Source organism: Sphingobium yanoikuyae (assembly GCF_013001025.1).
GTDB lineage: Bacteria > Pseudomonadota > Alphaproteobacteria > Sphingomonadales > Sphingomonadaceae > Sphingobium > Sphingobium yanoikuyae_A.
Window position 1 is genome coordinate 5,201,593 of record NZ_CP053021.1, and the last position, 16,662, is coordinate 5,218,254.

Annotated in this window: 12 protein-coding genes; 6 read left to right on the top strand and 6 right to left on the bottom strand. The window is 64.2% G+C overall.

Annotated elements, in window-relative coordinates; genetic code table 11:
- Window positions 1-120 precede the first annotated feature (120 nt).
- Window positions 121-2,271, bottom strand: coding sequence for a TonB-dependent siderophore receptor (locus HH800_RS25120; RefSeq protein ID WP_169863109.1), 2,151 nt, complete (start codon window positions 2,269-2,271; stop codon window positions 121-123).
- A gap of 657 nt (window positions 2,272-2,928) precedes the next feature.
- Between HH800_RS25120 and HH800_RS25125 the strand changes: the two genes are divergently transcribed.
- Window positions 2,929-3,804: an OmpA family protein gene (locus tag HH800_RS25125; protein WP_169863111.1), complete on the top strand. Its 876-nt coding sequence runs from the start codon at window positions 2,929-2,931 to the stop codon at window positions 3,802-3,804.
- A 199-nt stretch (window positions 3,805-4,003) separates the two neighbouring features.
- Window positions 4,004-5,872 carry an ABC-F family ATP-binding cassette domain-containing protein gene (locus HH800_RS25130; protein ID WP_169863113.1) on the top strand — a complete coding sequence of 623 codons (1,869 nt, stop codon included), beginning with the start codon at window positions 4,004-4,006 and terminating at the stop codon, window positions 5,870-5,872.
- A gap of 72 nt (window positions 5,873-5,944) precedes the next feature.
- On the opposite strand, the gene HH800_RS25135 is transcribed toward HH800_RS25130, so the two are convergent.
- From HH800_RS25135 to HH800_RS25150, 4 genes are all read right to left on the bottom strand, one after another.
- Complete coding sequence (locus HH800_RS25135; protein WP_048936390.1) at window positions 5,945-7,039, bottom strand: AI-2E family transporter; 1,095 nt, start codon at window positions 7,037-7,039, stop codon at window positions 5,945-5,947.
- A gap of 49 nt (window positions 7,040-7,088) precedes the next feature.
- A complete protein-coding gene (locus HH800_RS25140) occupies window positions 7,089-8,333 on the bottom strand; it encodes a YceI family protein (RefSeq protein WP_169863114.1) in 1,245 nt (414 codons plus the stop codon).
- Between the two features lie 103 nt (window positions 8,334-8,436).
- Entirely contained in the window at window positions 8,437-9,777 is a 1,341-nt protein-coding gene (locus tag HH800_RS25145; RefSeq protein ID WP_169863116.1) for an alkaline phosphatase family protein, read from the bottom strand.
- 1 nt (window position 9,778) lies between these two features.
- Window positions 9,779-12,049 (bottom strand): TonB-dependent receptor, encoded by a 2,271-nt coding sequence (locus HH800_RS25150; protein WP_169863118.1) that lies wholly within the window; start codon window positions 12,047-12,049, stop codon window positions 9,779-9,781.
- A gap of 219 nt (window positions 12,050-12,268) precedes the next feature.
- Here HH800_RS25150 and HH800_RS25155 point away from each other — a divergent pair, with 219 nt between their 5' ends.
- Window positions 12,269-12,709, top strand: a complete 441-nt coding sequence (locus HH800_RS25155; RefSeq protein ID WP_004210293.1) for an acyl-CoA thioesterase — start codon at window positions 12,269-12,271, stop codon at window positions 12,707-12,709.
- Window positions 12,710-12,723: 14 nt separating this feature from the next.
- Here the strand turns inward: HH800_RS25155 and HH800_RS25160 are convergent, their stop codons facing one another.
- Window positions 12,724-13,110, bottom strand: a complete 387-nt coding sequence (locus HH800_RS25160) for a DUF983 domain-containing protein (RefSeq protein ID WP_169863120.1) — start codon at window positions 13,108-13,110, stop codon at window positions 12,724-12,726.
- 93 nt (window positions 13,111-13,203) lie between these two features.
- On the opposite strand from HH800_RS25160, the gene pabB reads away from it, so the two are divergent.
- From pabB to HH800_RS25175, 3 genes are all read left to right on the top strand, one after another.
- The gene (gene pabB / locus HH800_RS25165) at window positions 13,204-14,382 is read left to right on the top strand and encodes an aminodeoxychorismate synthase component I (protein WP_169863122.1); all 1,179 of its coding nucleotides are present in this window, start codon (window positions 13,204-13,206) and stop codon (window positions 14,380-14,382) included.
- A gap of 32 nt (window positions 14,383-14,414) precedes the next feature.
- Window positions 14,415-15,038, top strand: coding sequence for an aminotransferase class IV (locus HH800_RS25170; protein WP_169863124.1), 624 nt, complete (start codon window positions 14,415-14,417; stop codon window positions 15,036-15,038).
- Window positions 15,039-15,223: 185 nt separating this feature from the next.
- Complete coding sequence (locus HH800_RS25175) at window positions 15,224-16,426, top strand: pyridoxal phosphate-dependent aminotransferase (RefSeq protein ID WP_169863126.1); 1,203 nt, start codon at window positions 15,224-15,226, stop codon at window positions 16,424-16,426.
- The last annotated feature ends 236 nt before the right edge of the window (window positions 16,427-16,662 follow it).

A 16,662-nucleotide genomic window follows, 5' to 3' on the forward strand; every position in this document is an offset into this window, starting at 1 on the left:
CAGGTGGCCCGCTTCCCACCCCAAAACAACGTTGCGTCATTCCTGTGCTGGACCTGCGCCAGCATCCATCCGCCCCCAAACAAAAAGGGCGCCCTGGTCTCCCACGGCGCCCTTCTTTTATCAGAACTTGTAGTTCGCGCTGATCGTGAAATTGCGCGGGGCGCCGTAGCGATACTGGCTGAACGAACCGGCCTGGCTGTAATATTTCTTGTCGAACAGATTTTCGACATTGGCCTGGAGCTGCAGCTGCTCGGTCACGGCATAGCGCGCCATCAGGCTGACCAGCGTATAGCCGTCCTGCTGGAAGCGGAAGGGCACGGCCGGCGTGGTGCCGGGGATGGTGCCGTCCGAATAGGCCTTGCTGCGATAATTGACGCCGCCACCGATGGTCAGGCCGGTCAGTACGCCGGGCAGGTCATAGGTGGTGAAGATCTTGAGCAGCTTGCGCGGCTGCGCGGTGTTCACGTCATTGCCGTCCGGATCCTCGATCTTGAACTGGCTGTAGCTGGCATTGACGTTCCAGCCCGGCAGCGGCTGGCCGGTGGCTTCCAGTTCGAAGCCCTTGCTCGTCACGCCCTCGACCGCGCGATAGGGCTGGAAGGTCTGGCTGTTCAGGATGATTTCCGGGCCGTCCATCTCGCCGACATTATCCTGCTCGATGCGGAACAGCGCGATCGAGGTCTGCAGCGCATCGCCGAAGAAGCTGCTCTTCAGGCCGATTTCATAGGCGGCGCCGTTCAGCGGATCGAGCAGGCGCTGTTCGCGGTCATAGCGGTTTTGCGGCTGGAAGATCTTGGTATAGCTGGCATAGACGCGATGGTTCGACGTGATGTCGTACAATGCGCCGACATAGGGGATGAACACATTGTCGTCGCCATAGTCGCTCGGCCCGCTCCAGGCGAAGCCGCGCTGGTTCCAGCTGGCGATACGGCCGCCCAGGATGACCTTGAACGGATCGGCCACGTTCAGGCGGAACGCGCCATAATAGCCGGTCTGCTCGATCCGTTCCTGTTCGTTGCGCACCGCGTCGGTGCCCCAGACCGGCTCGGGATAGGGCACGCCTTCCTGGCCGATCACCGGCACGTCCGTCAGCCAGGGCGAGGGCGCCACATAATTGTCGGTGTGCCGCTTCAGCACGCTGTGCAGCGCGCCCAGCACGACCTCATGATCGCGGCCGAACAGCGCCACCTGGCCCTTCAACTGGGCGTCGATGCTGTTCTGGATGCTTTCGCCCTTGGACTTGTAGGGGTTGGTGCCGTCCATCGTGCCGGTCGCCTTGTCGACGCCGCCATAGAGATAGAGAAGCTGCGTATCGCCGGTGGTCTTGAGCCGGTTGTAATTGGCGGTCAGGTTCCAGCGATCGCCAAATTCCTGGCGCACCGTGGCATAGATATTCTGGTTGGTGGTGTTCCAGTAGGTCCAGTCCGCCGCCGTGGTCTGCGACCGGGGCAGGTCGGTCAGCGTGCCGTCGGTGTAGAAGGTGGGCAGCGCGCCCCAGGTCGCGCCCTTGGGCTTGCTGTCCTGGTGGCTCATGCCGACGCGGACCAGCGTGCTATCGGTGACGTCGGCCTCGACCACGCCATAGAGGACCCACTTCTTGCGGTCCTGAATGTCGATGAAATAGTCGCCCTTTTCATAGCGACCGACCAGCCGGGCGCGGATGCGGCCATCGGCGGTCAGTGCGCCGCCAATGTCGGCCGACAGGCGCCAGGTGTTCCAGCTGCCGATGCTGGCATTGACATAGCCGGTCAGGTCGGTGGCGTCGGCATGCTTGCGCACCAGGTTGACCGATGCGGACGGATCGCCCGCGCCCGACAGCAGGCCGGTCGCGCCGCGCACGACCTCGATCCGTTCATAGATGGAGACGTCGATGCTGGTCTCGCCATTGCCGCCGGCCAGCGTCCAGGCGGCGGGCACGCCGTCGACCTGGGTGTTGCGGATCTCGAAGCCGCGCGCGAAGAAGCTGTTGCGCACGTCATCGACTTCGTTGGCGGATACGCCCACCGCATTGGTGATGACATCCTTCACGCTGATCAGATTCTGGTCGAGGATGCGCTGCGCGGTCATGATGCTGACCGACTGCGGCGTTTCCTGGACCGTCAGGCCCAGGCCGGTCGCGGTGTCGATCTTGTCGGGCAGGGTATAGGTGCCGGTGACGACGATCTGGTCGTCGCGATTCTCATCGGCCGGTGCGGCATTGGTCTGGGCGGCGGCGGGAAGGGCGACGACGCACAGCGCGGCGCCGGCAAGCCAGTGATATTTGGACAGCATGAAGACCCCTGTTTTCTGGAAGGAAATTGGGCGTCGTCCTAAGGGATGCTGCGAGGCGATCGCAACAATAATGCGAATGCGTCGCAATGCTATTTTGCGCAAAATATGCGAATATTTCCCTCTGTGACCATATTGCCACAGCCAGTGCCGTTGACTGGCGGGTGATGCGCGTTGCGGGTGCGGTCGGTCGAAGCATCCCTCGGCCTGCTTCCGCGCGCGCACGCAAACCGGATCGTCAAATAATGTTTCAAGTCAATGTTATGAAAGCGCAAAAATAGAAATTCGGAATTTGTTCCACGCGGATGCTGATTTTTGTTTCACAACAACAGGGTGCGTCATGGCGAAGTGTGTTGGAAATCTATAGCTGTCCTGACTCAAGTGGATCGCGTTAACACTTTCCGTCTTCGCCTTCGTTTCGTCGCAACATCCGCTCATCTGGCCTGCGCAACACGGCCGGAACACGGGCTGTTCATGCAGCAGAAAGCCGGACACGAACAGGCAATGTGTCTGGCGCATCCCACGGCGCCAAGACGTCAAAATTTATGAAGGTCAGAAGAAGGGGGTTCTGACGGCCGGAAACGCCACCAGGCGGCCGCCGTCGGACGACAAGCTGCAATGCTGCAGGCCCGACCGATCGAGAAGTGAAGGAGCAGCGTGATGCCTATCATGTTCAAAAACCAAAAATATCTTGTGATGCTTGCCCTGCTGGCCGGGGCTGCCCCGGCCGCCGTCGTGGCGCAGGACCAGGCCCAGGACGCGCCGCCGGCCGATGTGTCGGCCAGCGTCGCCATGCCGGCCGCCGAACTGACGGAGGGGCCCGAGATCAAGGGCATCATCTCCGCGCGCAGCGGCGACCGGATGCAGGTGACCGCCGCCGACGGCAGCAAGAGCGTCATCACCATCAATGACGATACCAAGATCAGCGCCAGCAAGGGCCTGTTCGGCCTTGGCCGCGACCATCTGGCCGCGACGTCACTGCTGAACGGTCTGCCGGTGACGGTGAAGACCCTGCAGGCCGGCGAAGGGCTGCTTGCCAGCAAGATCGCCCTGCAGAACAAGGATCTCAAGACCGCGTCGATGATCAACAACGGCACGGCCCAGCGGTTCGATGAACAGACCGCCGCGACCGAGGCGCTGCGCGGCCGCATGGGTGAGATCGACCAGTATAATGTGAAGGGCACGACCAACGTCAATTTCGACACCGGCAAGGCGGTACTGTCGGATCAGGCGAAGAATGACCTCTGCGCCGCGGCGACCTCGGCCAATGGCATGAGCAACGCGCTGCTGCTGGTCGTGGGCTATACCGACTCCACCGGTGGCGAGGAGCTGAATCAGGAACTGAGCGAAAAGCGTGCCTCGCGCGTGGTCAATTATCTGCAGCAGGCGTGCGGCTGGAAGCCCTATCGCATGCTGACCCCCACCGGCATGGCCGAGGCCGATCCGGTGGCCAGCAACGACACGATCGAGGGCAAGGCGCAGAATCGCCGCGTCGCGGTCAATATCCTCGTCAGCAAGGCCGTCGACGGCCTCTGACACTTGCGGGGTGGGCCCTTGCCCACCCCCATTTTTTGCGCGTCGATCGCGCGACTTCGCAAAAATCTCCTATTGCGAAGTCGTGACTGCGGACCGGCAGCGGCGCAAATGCGTCCTCTGCGACACTATATATTTTGCAGCTTTCGCAAGCGCGCCAAGCCGCTTCACCCCCCGCCGCAGCTCTGCTACAGGCGCGGCCATGCTTAACTTGAACGGTATCACCGTGCGCCTGGGCGGCCGCACCATCCTCGACCGCGCCGGCGCCGCACTGCCGCCGCGCAGCCGCGTCGGCCTCATCGGCCGCAACGGCGCGGGCAAGTCGACCCTGATGAAGGTGATGATCGGCCAGCTCGACCCGGACGAGGGCAGTTGCGACATGCCGCGCGACACCCGTCTGGGCTATATCGCCCAGGAAGCCCCCTCGGGCACCGCGACCCCGTTCGACACCGTGCTCGCCGCCGACAAGGAACGCGCCGAATTGATGGCGGAGGCGGAGCATACCGAAGATCCCGATCGGCTCGGCCATATCTATGAGCGGCTGACCACGATCGATGCCTATACCGCGCCTGCGCGCGCAGCCCGCATCCTCGTTGGCCTGGGCTTTGACGAGGAAATGCAGGGCCGTCCGCTCGACAGCTATTCGGGCGGCTGGAAGATGCGCGTTGCCTTGGCGGCGCTGCTCTTCTCCAACCCGGACCTGCTGCTGCTCGACGAACCGTCGAACCATCTCGATCTCGAAGCGACCCTCTGGCTGGAGAATTTCCTCAAGGCCTATCGCGGCACCGTGGTCATCATCAGCCATGAGCGCGATCTGCTCAACAATGTGGTCGACTATATCCTGCATCTCGAAGGCGGGAAGGTGACCCTTTATCCCGGCGGCTATGACGCGTTCGAGCGCCAGCGCGCCGAACGGCTGGCCCAGCAGGAAGCGGCGCGCGCCAAGCAGCAGGCCGAGCGCGAGAAGCTGCAGGATTATGTCGCCCGCAACTCGGCCCGCGCCTCGACCGCGAAGCAGGCCCAGTCGCGCGCCAAGGCGCTGGCCAAGATGCAGCCCATTGCCGCTGCGATCGAAGACCCCAGCCTGCATTTCGGTTTCCCCAGCCCCGCCGAACTGCGCCCGCCGCTCATCACCATGGACATGGCCTCGGTCGGCTATGACGACACGCCGATCCTGCGCCGGGTCAATCTGCGCATCGATCCCGACGATCGCCTCGCGCTGCTCGGCCGCAACGGCAACGGCAAGACCACGCTGGCCCGCCTGATCGCGGCGCAGCTGGCGCCGATGGAAGGCGCCATCAACAGTTCGGCCAAGATGAATGTCGGTTATTTCACCCAATATCAGGTGGAGGAACTGGACGTCACCGACACGCCGCTGGAGCATATGACCCGCGTCATGAAGGGCGCGACGCCCGGTGCGGTGCGTGCCCAGCTTGGCCGTTTCGGCTTTTCCGGCGAGCGCGCGACGCAGAAGGTCGGCTCCATGTCGGGTGGCGAGCGCGCGCGTCTGGCGCTGGCGCTCATCACCCGCGATGCGCCGCATCTGCTGATCCTCGACGAACCGACCAACCATCTGGACGTCGACAGCCGCGAGGCGCTGGTGCAGGCGCTCAACGAATATTCGGGCGCCGTCGTCATCGTCAGTCACGACCGCCACATGATCGAACTGGTCGCCGACCGGCTGGTGCTGGTCGACAATGGCACGGCCCAGCCGTTCGACGGCAGCCTGGATGACTATACCGACATCATCCTGCGCAAGGCGGACGGCAATCCGTCGGGCGGCGATGCGCCCAAGGTCGATCGCAAGGCGGACAAGAAGGCTGCCGCCGAATGGCGCGAGAAGCAGAAGACGCTCAAGAACGCCGTCAACAAGGCCGAGCGCGAGATGTCCACGCTGATCGCCGAGCGCAAGCGCATCGACGCCATACTGTCCGATCCCAGGAGCGCAACCGGCGCCGAGGCGAAGATGACCACCAGCGAACTGATGGTGAAGCGTGCATCGGTGGAGAAGAAGCTGGAAGCGGCCGAGGAAGTCTGGATGGAAGCCGGCGCCGCGCTGGAAGCGGGCTGATTCTCCGGCTTTAGACCCTGATTCACGCCATCGGTGAAAGCGCGGAGCGCTTCCACCTCAGACGATCAGGGTCTAGAATGTCAGCGGTGGCGCGCCCGCTTCGTTGGAGCGGGTGCGGATCACGATCTGCCAGGTGGCGATGAACAGGGCGGCGATCACCGGCCCGATGACGATGCCGTTGAAGCCGAACAATTGCAGCCCGCCGAGCGTGGTGATCAGCACCACATAGTCGGGGATGCGGGTGTCGCGGCCGACCAGGATCGGGCGCAGCAGATTGTCGACCATGCCGATCACGAACATGCCGCAGAAGATCAGGATCAGCCCCTTCCAGATCGCGCCGGTCGCCAGCAGATAGATCGCCACCGGCGCCCAGATGAGGCCGGTGCCGACGGCCGGCAGCAGCGAGAAGAAGCCCATCATCACGCCCCACAGCAGCGCGCCGGAAATGCCCAGTGCGCCGAACACCAGCCCGCCGATCAGCCCCTGCAGGATGGCGACGACGATGCTGCCCTTGATCGTCGCACGGATGACGATGACGAATTGCCGCATCAGCGCGCGGCGATGCAGCACCCGCAGCGGCGCGGCCCGGTCCAGCTTGCGCGTCAGGTCGAGCCCGTCGCGCAACAGGAAGAAGGTGAGATAGAGCATCACCGTCAGCGCGATGATGAAGCTGAAGGCGCCCTGGCCGATCAGGAAGGCCTGGGCCGCGACGGTGCGGAAACTGGCGGTCAGGCCGTCGGTCAGCAGCCGCTGGACCGCCGCGAAATTGGATATGCCCAGCCGCCGCAGGCCGATCGACGCCCAGTCGGGCAGCGCCGCCTGGAACTGCGCGAACATGTGCGGAATGTTGATCTTCCCCACATTGATCTGGGCGTAGAGCGCGGTCGCTTCCTGCACCAGCGCGATCGACAGGATGATGGCCGGCACGATGACGATCGCGATGATCAGCAGCAGCGTCAGCAGCGCGGCGCTGTTGCGATGACCGGGGATCAGCTTGAGCAGCCCCTGGTTCACCGGGATGAACAGGATGGCGACGATCACGCCCCAGAGGATCGCCCCGAAAAAGGGCTCGACCACCAGCGCGAAGGCGATGGAAACCAGCACCACCAGGGCGACGAACACCCCATCCTCAATCTGCGTTCGGCGATGCCGGCTCTGTCTTTCCATGTCCGCTTCTTGGCAGAAACCGTTATGTTAATCCATGCATCGCATGGCCTTATTGCGCCTTGGCGTCAAAGCTGAAGGTCACCATCACTTTGGGATCAAGGCCGGTGCTGCTGTCGCCATTGCCCACGCCAAAGGGCAGGCGGGCGACGCTGGCCGATCCGCTGACCTTGCGGCTTGTGCCGCTGCCCGACAGGGTGAAGCGGATCGCCTGCGGCTTGGCCACGCCCTTCAGCGTCAGCGTGCCATGGGCGCGATAGCCGTTGGCACCGCTCTTCTCCGCACCTTTGGCAACGAAGGTCGCGGTCGGGTGGGCGGCGCTGCCAAAGAATTCGTCGCCCGGCAACATGCCGTCCTTATAGGCGTCGCCGACGCTGGCCGATGCCATGTCGATCGTTACCTTGATGTCGGCGCTTTCGGGATGGTCGGGGTCCATCACGATCTTCGCGGTCCATTTCGAGAAACTGCCGCTGATCGTCTCGCCGCTGTTGCCGACCGAAAAGCCGATCCGGCCGCCGGGTTGCACGGCCCATGCGGGCGGTGGGCCGGCCGGTTCCTCGGCGACGGCGGCGGTCTCGTTCGCAGCCGGGGCGGCGGCATTGGCGCTCGCATTGCTCGCGGCTTCGACGGCTTCATCCTCGACCGGCGCCGCGTCTGCCTCGACCGCATTGGCCGCAGGCGTGACGGGCACAGCGGGCGCTGCGCCGGGCAGGATCGCCCGGCCCAGAGCGAAGCCCGCCAGAATCAAGGCTGGCAATCCCAGCAGCAAGGCTGTCGAACGGCCCGGCACCATCCGCCAGATCAGCCCGTCGCGCATCAGCACATGATGGCGCAGCGCGCCCGCGACATGCAGCGCGACCAGCGCGATGCCGATCCAGGCGAGCAGGCTGTGGCCGCCTTCGGCCAGGCCATGGCTCGCCATCGGCAGCGGCAGATGGGGCAGGGGAATGACGCCGAAGAACAGGGTCGGCACCTTGACCTTGGCGGTCGATACCAGCGCCCAGCCGGTCAGCGGCGCGCCCAGCATGAAGGCATAGAGGCCGACATGAACGCCGGAGGCGAGCGCGCCCTGCCAGCCGCCCTCCAGCTTGGCCGGACGCGGCTTCCACCAGCGCACGGCAATGCGCAGCAGGGTCAGCAGCAGCACGGTGATGCCGATCGACTTGTGCAACTGGAACAGCGCAAAGCCGCGCGCGCCCAAACTGCCCAGCGCCCAGCCGACGGCGATCTGGAAGGCGAGCAGGGCGGCGATCGCCCAGTGCAAGGTGATGGCGGCCAGGCTGTAACGCTGCGGCATATGGACTACCCCGAAAATGACCCTGTTGGATTGGGCGCAAAATTATGTCGCGGGGGTAATGAAGTCCATCGTCGCAGCCGGAAACGATCCGTTGCCGGGTGGATCAGTGCAGGTCGATCGGCGCCGCCTCCGCGTTGGGCAGGCTGGCGCCCATCGCCTTGGCCAGGGTGGGCGCGATCGCGCGCATGTCGATCAGGCCCAGATCCTTGCCCGGCTTCACCCCCGGTCCCATCGCCATGAAGGTGGCGCGCAGATTGGCCGGTCCGGGGAAATAGCCGTGCATCCCCTTGACCGGTGTCGGCGCGACCAGCGGCGCATTGGCACCGCGGAAGATGTCGGTGACGAAGCCGGGCTTGAGGTTGATCGTGAAGGCAGCCTGCGGATTGCCACCAAGCTTCGCCATTTCCGCCCGGTCGACGATGCACTCGATGCCGTTGGCGGGATTGGCGGCCAGCCTGTCGAGCAAGGCCTTCACCTTGTCGGCCAGCATCTTGTCGTCGGGCCGGGCGAGCATGATCGCGGCCGATCCCCCGCCAATCCAGGGCATGGCCTGCCAGGCCGCGACCTTGCCGTCCGCGCCCAGGGTGATGAGGCCGGCGTCGATGAAGGGGCGGAACAGGTTGAGGCCGCTATGCGTCGCCTCGAACCCATGGTCGCTGACCAGCGCGATCAGCGCGTCGGGATGGGCCTTGCGCTCGGCGGCGACCAGGTCGCCGACGATCGCGTCGATCTTTTCCAGCACCCCTTTGGCGGCCGGCGTATCCGGGCCGCTGCCATGCTGCTCATGGTCCAGTGCGGTGAGGTAGACGGTCAGGAAATCAGGCTGGTGCGCGGCGATCAGGGCGGTGGCGAACCGACCCCTGTTCTGGTCACCGGACAGGCTTTCATCGATCCCCATGGCATAGGGCTGGCCAACCGCCCGTTCCAGCTCCGCCTTCAGCCCCGGCGTCGCCAGCGCGTCCAGCAATCGCGCGTCATCGGCATGGCCGGTGCGCCAGATTTGCGGCAGGTTCCAGCTTATGCCCCTGGCGGCGACGCTGACCGGCCAGTGGACATTGCCGGTGGAAAGCCCGGCTTTTGCCGCCGCATCCCACAGCATCGGCACCTTCACATCCTGCGCATACCAGTACCAGCCGCCTTGGTTGATCTGCATCGGGTCGAAGCTGTTGTTGCTGACGATGCCATGTCTGGCCGGCGACACGCCGGTCATCAGCGTGGTGTGGCTGGGATAGGTCAGGGTCGGCAATACGCCGGTGACGCCCGAGGCATGGGCGCCATCGGTCAGGAACCGGCGCAGATTGGGCAAGGCAAGGCCGCGCTTGTCCGCCTCCAGCACGTCGCCGGGGCGCAGCCCGTCGATCGAGATCAGCAGCACCGGCTCGGCCAGCGCCGGGAGCGGCGTGATGGCGAGCAGGGCGGAGGCAAGCAGCGCGGCCTTGTTCATCTTAGAAGCCCGCCTTGAGGGTGACGAAGAATTGCTGCGGCGCACCGATCAGCAGCGTCTGCGCGTCGCCGCTATTGCCAAAGCCGCCCGATCCGATCGTGCTGATATATTTCTTGTCGAACAGGTTGCTGGCGTTGAGCTGCACTTCGATCTGGTCGGTGACGCGATAGCCGATCGAGGCGTCCACGATCACCCGGCCATTGACCGACGCATCGTTGGTGTAGCTGTAATAGCGCTTCGACATATAGTTAGCGCCGATCCGGCCGAACAGCGGCCCCTGGTCATAATTGAGTTCGCCGCGCAGCATATGCTTGGGGCTGTCGACCACGGTCTTGCCCTTGATCGCCGCGACCAGCGTGCCGTCCGAGCTGTTGAGCACATCGTCGCGATAGGTGGCGTCGGTGTAGCTGTAGCTGGCATAGAGGCCGAAGCCCTGGCCCAGCTTCAGGTCGCCCGCCGCCTCGATGCCGACGGCGCGGACATTGCCGACATTCTGCAGCGCGGAGGCGAGGCCCAGGATCGGGCTGCCGACCTGCACCGCCAGCAGGCGGTTGCGGAAATTGACCAGATAGGCGCCCAGCGTGCCGTTGAAGCGCGACGTGTTGTAGCGCAGGCCCAGTTCGTAAGTGTCGGAACTTTCCGGCTTCAGGTCGTCGCGGATCTGGTCGAAGCCGGCCTGGTTGGTGGAGAAGGGGCCGGTGGTGGTGGCGCTGGCAAAGGCCTTGGTCACCTGAGTGAAGCCACCGAAGATTTCCGCCTCGGGGCTCAGTTCGACGGCGAAGCCGGCATGCGGCTGGAACCAGTTCTCGGCCTTGATCTTGCCCTCGGGGAAGCTGCTCGACACGACCGCCTCGGCCTCGTTGGTGACCTTGAAGCCCTTCCAGCCCAGGTTGATCGTCAGCATGCCGAGATCGATTTTGTCGCGGACATAATATTGGATCGTGTCGGTGGTGAAGTCGAACTCCCACTGGGTCGCGAACGGGTTCTTGGGATAGTCGCGGAAGGACAGGCCGGCTTCGGTGCGGCTCTTGAACGCATAGAAGCGGCGGGCCTGGTTGAACTTGTTATTCTCGTACCAGGCGCCGGCTTCCAGCGTCTGGACGCCGATCGTCGCATCGACGCTGCCGAAGGCGCCGATCCGATCCATGTCATATTCGGTGGTGCGGATCGACAGCGGCGAACCGCCGGTGGGGCTGGGGACGGACGGCGTCGCCCACAGGCCCATGCCGCTATTACTGTGATAATAGCCCTTGATCTTGAAATTGGCATGATCGCCCAGCGGCGTGCTGTAGCCGATCGCACCCAGCCAGTCCTCGCGCAGGCCGGCGGCGTCATAATAGGCGTCCCAGACCGACGTCACATTGTCGGGATAGACGGTGCCGGCGGCGGCGTTGCTGACCGGCGCGCCGGTTTCGCCGCGATTATTGCCGATGTCGGCATAGAGGACCGCCTTGGCATAGTCGGGCGACGTATTGTCCCATTTCCAGCCCAGGCGGTTGATCATCTCCATCGACATGTCCTGATAATCCTGCTCGCGGCGGTCCGAATAGCTCAGCCAGCCATCCAGCTTGCCGTCGCCGACCGGGATCACGACCTTGGCATTGACCATATGCTGGTCCTGCGTGCCCTGGCCCTTCCACTTGTCGGTCGAGCCGTATGCATAAGAGACATAGCCGCGAATGCCGTCGGCACTGCCCATGTTCAGCCGGGCGAAGGCGCGCCAGGTCTCGTCGCTGCCATAGGTGAGGTTGCCCTGTGCGCCCAGCGCATCGGCCGGATCCATCGAGAAGGTCTCGACCGTGCCGCCCAGATTGCCGGTCGACTGGGTGCCCAGCGAGCCCGAGCCCTGCGACACGCGGACGGTGCCGATATTCTCGCTGCTGATGGCGCGGGTGATGTGCAGGCCGTTATGATTGCCATAGCTCATGTCGCCCAGCGGAATGCCGTCGAAAGTGAAGCCGAGCTGGTTCTGGTTGAAGCTGCGGATGCTGACGCGCTGCGACCATTCATAGCTGCCGAACGGATCGGACGATTGGAAATTGACGCTGGGCAGCTTCTCGATGGCTTTGAGCGCATTGGTGCCGGGCGTCAGGGTGACGAGGTCGCGGGTGGTGATTTCCTGGACCTGGCGGGTTTCGCCCCGGCCAAAGACGATGATGCCGGCGCTGTCCGCGTCGGCCGCGGCATCGGCGGCGGGCGCCATGTCCTGGGCAAGGGCGGGTGCGGCGATGCAGGCGGTCGAAGCGAGCAGCAGGCTGAGTGCGTGGCGCATGGTGAAATCCCCCAATCATATGTGATTGGCGGGCGCTCTAGGCTGGGCATGTTGCACTGCAATGTGACTATCGCGACGCTGCGGCGTCAGTTTCGTGACAATATCGTTATGATTTTGTCTGTGTCATAAAGGTCGCAGTCGCGGCATTTTCGCCGCGAACATTGCATCGCAAGATCGCTGGGCTAAGAGCGAAAAAAACAATTTCAAGGAAAGCAGGACATGGCCAAACCCGAATCCTGGCGGTTCAGTCCCGACGCATATCGCTTCATCACGAGCATCGATACGCGTTTCCAGGATCTCGATACCATGGGGCACATCAACAATGTGGCCATTTCCGGTATCTTCGAAACGGCCCGTATCCGCTTTCATCACCATATGGGCCGCCACCCGCAGGAACAGGGCGTGCGCTGGCTGGTGGCCAATGTGAACCTCAACTTCATCGAGGAATCGCATTTCCCCTATCCGTTCGAGGTGCATTGCGCGATCGGCCATATCGGCCGCACCAGCTGGACGATCAGCTCGGCCGGCTTCCAGAAGGGCGTATGCGTCGCCACCTGCGACACCACCGTCGTCACCCATGGCGCCGAGGGGCGTCGCTCGATCGACGACACGCTGCGCGAAGCGATGGAACTCAACTTCATCCGCAAGCCGGCGGAATAAGGCCCGGCGCGCCGTCAGGCGAAGCCGTGCATCCGGCGCGACCATTGGAAGGCCAGCACCGCCCCCTTGGCGGGCTGGATCATCGCCAGCCCCAATATCGCCGCCAGCGTCGGCCATAGCACCGCCTGCCAGCCCAATGGGATGGCCAGCGCGGCATTGACCTCGATCATCAGCGGCACCAGCAGATGGCCGAGCAGCAGGATGACGATATAGGCCGGGAAATCATCGGCCTGATGCCCGTCCCAGCGCTGGCCGCAATGGCTGCACGCCGACACCGGTTTCAGGAAGCGCGCGAACAGCTTGCCCTCGCCACAGGCCGGGCAGCGGCTGCGCAGCCCCAGCAGCAAGGCCGGTTTGAACGGACGCGGTTCGCTGGTCGGGGCAGGGGGCTGGTCGGACATGACCCCTGTCTAGGCCAGCTTTGCCCCGCCGGGCAATGATGGCGCCACCTGCATCGCTCTTTCGTGCGCGCCAAAGCCTGTTAAGAGGACGCCATGCGCCTGCCTGGTCCCACCGAAGCCTTTGCCCTGTTCGACGATGCGCGCGTCCAGGGGGCAGCGCCCGCGCGGCTGTATCGCGATCCGGTGTCGGTCATCGCGGCCTGGCGGATGGAGGAAGTGCAGCCCGCGCTCGACCGCATCGCCGAGGCGCGCGAGGCCGGCCTGCATGCCGCCGGCTATATCAGCTATGAAGCCGGGCTGGCGCTGGAGGAGCGGCTGGCGCCGATCGCGCACCGCCCGCCCAAGGGCGGCCCGCAGGCCATGCCCTTGCTCTGGTTCGGCCTGTTCGAAGGGTGCCGCTTCATCCCGGCCGATGGCGTCGCGGACCTGCTGCCCGATCCTGCGGCGATCAGCGTCGATGCGCCCTGGCCTTTGGTCAGCGAGGCCGACTATCGCGCGCAGTTCGACCAGGTGCAGGAACTGATCCGTGCCGGCGACATCTATCAGGTCAATCTGACCTTCCCGTGCGAACTGCGCTTCGCCGGCGATCCGATGGCGCTCTATGCAGCGCTGCGTCCGCGCGCGCAGGCTGGCTATGGCGGCATCATCAATATCGGCGGGCATCAGATATTGTCCTTCTCGCCCGAACTCTTCTTCACCCAGGTGCGCGGGCAACTGACGGCGCGGCCGATGAAGGGCACCGCCGTGCGCGATCATGATCCGGAACGGGATGCCGCCCTGGCGACCGAGCTGGCGCGCGATGCCAAGCAGCGCGCCGAAAATCTGATGATCGTCGACCTGTTGCGCAACGATCTGTCGCGGGTGGCACGGGCCGGGTCGGTCACGGTCCCCGACCTGTTCAAGGTCGAAACCTATCCGACCGTCCATCAGATGGTCTCGACCATTCGCGGTCGGGTGCTGCCGGGGCTGGCGCCGGTCGACGTGTTGCGGGTGCTTTTCCCCTGCGGATCGATCACCGGCGCCCCCAAGGTGCGGGCGATGGAGATCATCGACATGGTCGAGCCTTTCGCCCGCGGCGTCTATACCGGGGCGATGGGCTGGATGGATCCGGCGGGGGACGCGGCTTTCAATGTTGCCATTCGCACCATTTGCGTCGAAGAAGGAAGCGGTATCGGTCGCCTGGGCCTGGGTTCCGGCATCGTTGCGGATTCGGATGCGTCGGCCGAATGGGCGGAATGCCTGGCCAAGGGGCGCTTCCTGTCGCTGGGATGAAAGATGATTGCAGTGGGGCGTGAATAGGTTCGATGTCGGTGGCTGACGGACGATATGATCTGCTCGAGACCATGGCCTTCGATCCGCATGAAGGCGTGCGTCTGCTGGAACTGCATCTGGGCCGGCTGAAGGACAGTGCGCAGGCGCTGGGCTTCGCCTTCGACCGCCACAGCGTGCGCAACGAGCTTCAGGCCGCCACTTTCCGCCTGCGCGAACTCAGCCGCGTGCGGCTGCTGGTGTCGCGCCAGGGTTCGGTGTCGATCGAGGTGCGCGAACATCGCACCTGGCCCAAGGCGATCATGCAGGTGAAGGTCGTGCCCCGACTCGCCGCCGCCACGGATCCCCGGCTGGAGCACAAGACCACCGACCGTTCCCTCTATCGCGACGCGCTGCAGCGCGGCGGCACCTATGAGGTGCTGATGACCGACGAACAGGGCTATCTGACCGAAGGCTGCTTCTCCTCCATCTTCGTGGAGCGGGGCGACAAGCTGGTGACGCCGCCGGCCTCGCGCGGGCTGCTGCGCGGAATCCTGCGTCAGAGCCTGCTCGACATAGGCGAGGCGGTGGAGGGCGATCTGCGCATCCATGATCTGGAACGCGGCTTCTTCATCGGCAATGCGTCGCGCGGGATGGTCGCGGCCTCGCTGGTCCGATAGTTTTCCTAGGACGCGCACAAGCCAATAACCGGCAACTGGCGGTTGCTCCGGCGTCCTTTGCGCACTAAGGACCGCCGCGTCTGCCTGCGCGGCAGGCAAGGAGATAATATTATTTTTTGTCGCGATGCCGTCGAGCGCGGACTCTTTTGTCCGTTTGGGCATCGCTCTGGAGAAAGATCATTGCCATGAGCCAGACTTCCGCAGCCCTCGGTCGCATCCAGCCCTCCGCCACCCTGGCGATGAGCGCGCGCGTGAATGCCCTTAAAGCCGAAGGCGTGGACGTCATTGGTCTTTCCGCCGGCGAACCCGATTTCGACACGCCCGATTTCGTGAAAGAGGCGGGGATCGAGGCCATTCGCAAGAATCTGACCCGCTATACCGATGTCGACGGCACTGCCGACGTCAAGGAAGCCGTCGCCTTCAAGTTCAAGCGCGACAATGGCCTGATCTACAAGCGCAGCCAGATCAGCGTGAACTCGGGCGGCAAGCACACGCTGTTCAACGCGCTGGTCGCCACCGTCGACGTGGGCGATGAAGTCATCATCCCGGCGCCCTATTGGGTCAGCTATCCCGACATCGTGAACTTCGCTGGCGGCACGCCCGTGTTCATCGAAGGCCCGGCCAGCCAGGGCTACAAGATCACCCCGGCGCAGCTCGACGCCGCGATCACCCCGCGCACCAAGTGGGTGATGCTCAACTCGCCGTCCAACCCGTCGGGTGCCGCCTATTCGGCGACCGAACTCAAGGCGCTGGGCGATGTGCTGCTGCGTCACCCGCATGTGCTGGTGATGACCGACGACATGTATGAGCATGTCTGGTACGCGCCGACCCCCTTCGCCACCATCGCCCAGGTGTGCCCGGACCTTTATGACCGCACCCTGACGGTCAACGGCTGTTCCAAGGCCTTCTCGATGACCGGCTGGCGCATCGGTTTCGCCGGCGGTCCCGAATGGATCATCAAGGCGATGGGCAAGCTGCAGTCGCAGTCGACCAGCAATCCCTGCTCGATCAGCCAGGCCGCTGCCGTGGCTGCGCTGACCGGCCCGCAGGATTTCCTCGAAGAGCGCAATGCCGCCTTCAAGAAGCGCCGCGACATGGTCGTCGCCATGCTGAACGACGCGCCGGGCCTCGACTGCCCGACGCCTGAAGGCGCCTTCTATGTCTATCCCGACGCCAGCGGCGTGATCGGCAAGGTGACGCCCAAGGGCCAACTGATCGACAGCGACGAAGCGCTGATCGGCTATTTCCTCGACGAAGCGAAGGTCGCGGCCGTCCATGGCGCCGCCTTCGGCCTCTCGCCGGCCTTCCGCATCAGCTATGCGACCTCGGAAGAGGTGCTCAAGACCGCCTGCGTGCGCATCCAGGAAGCTTGCGCAGCGCTGAAATAAGCGCCAGCCGATGATCGTCGGCCTGCAATAAGCTCTTGAAAATCCGGTCGCTATACTGTCTATCGCGGCCGGATTTTTCCATTGTCTCAGAAATTGAAACGGTCTTTTTCGCACTGCAGCGTCTTGTGATTGACGCCGCAGGCGCTATATGCCCGTTGCGTAAAGAAACTTATGTGCGGTGGCATTTCGTCGCTCCACTCCCGTCCTTGGTCGAAAGCCGCTGTTCGGCGCGATCA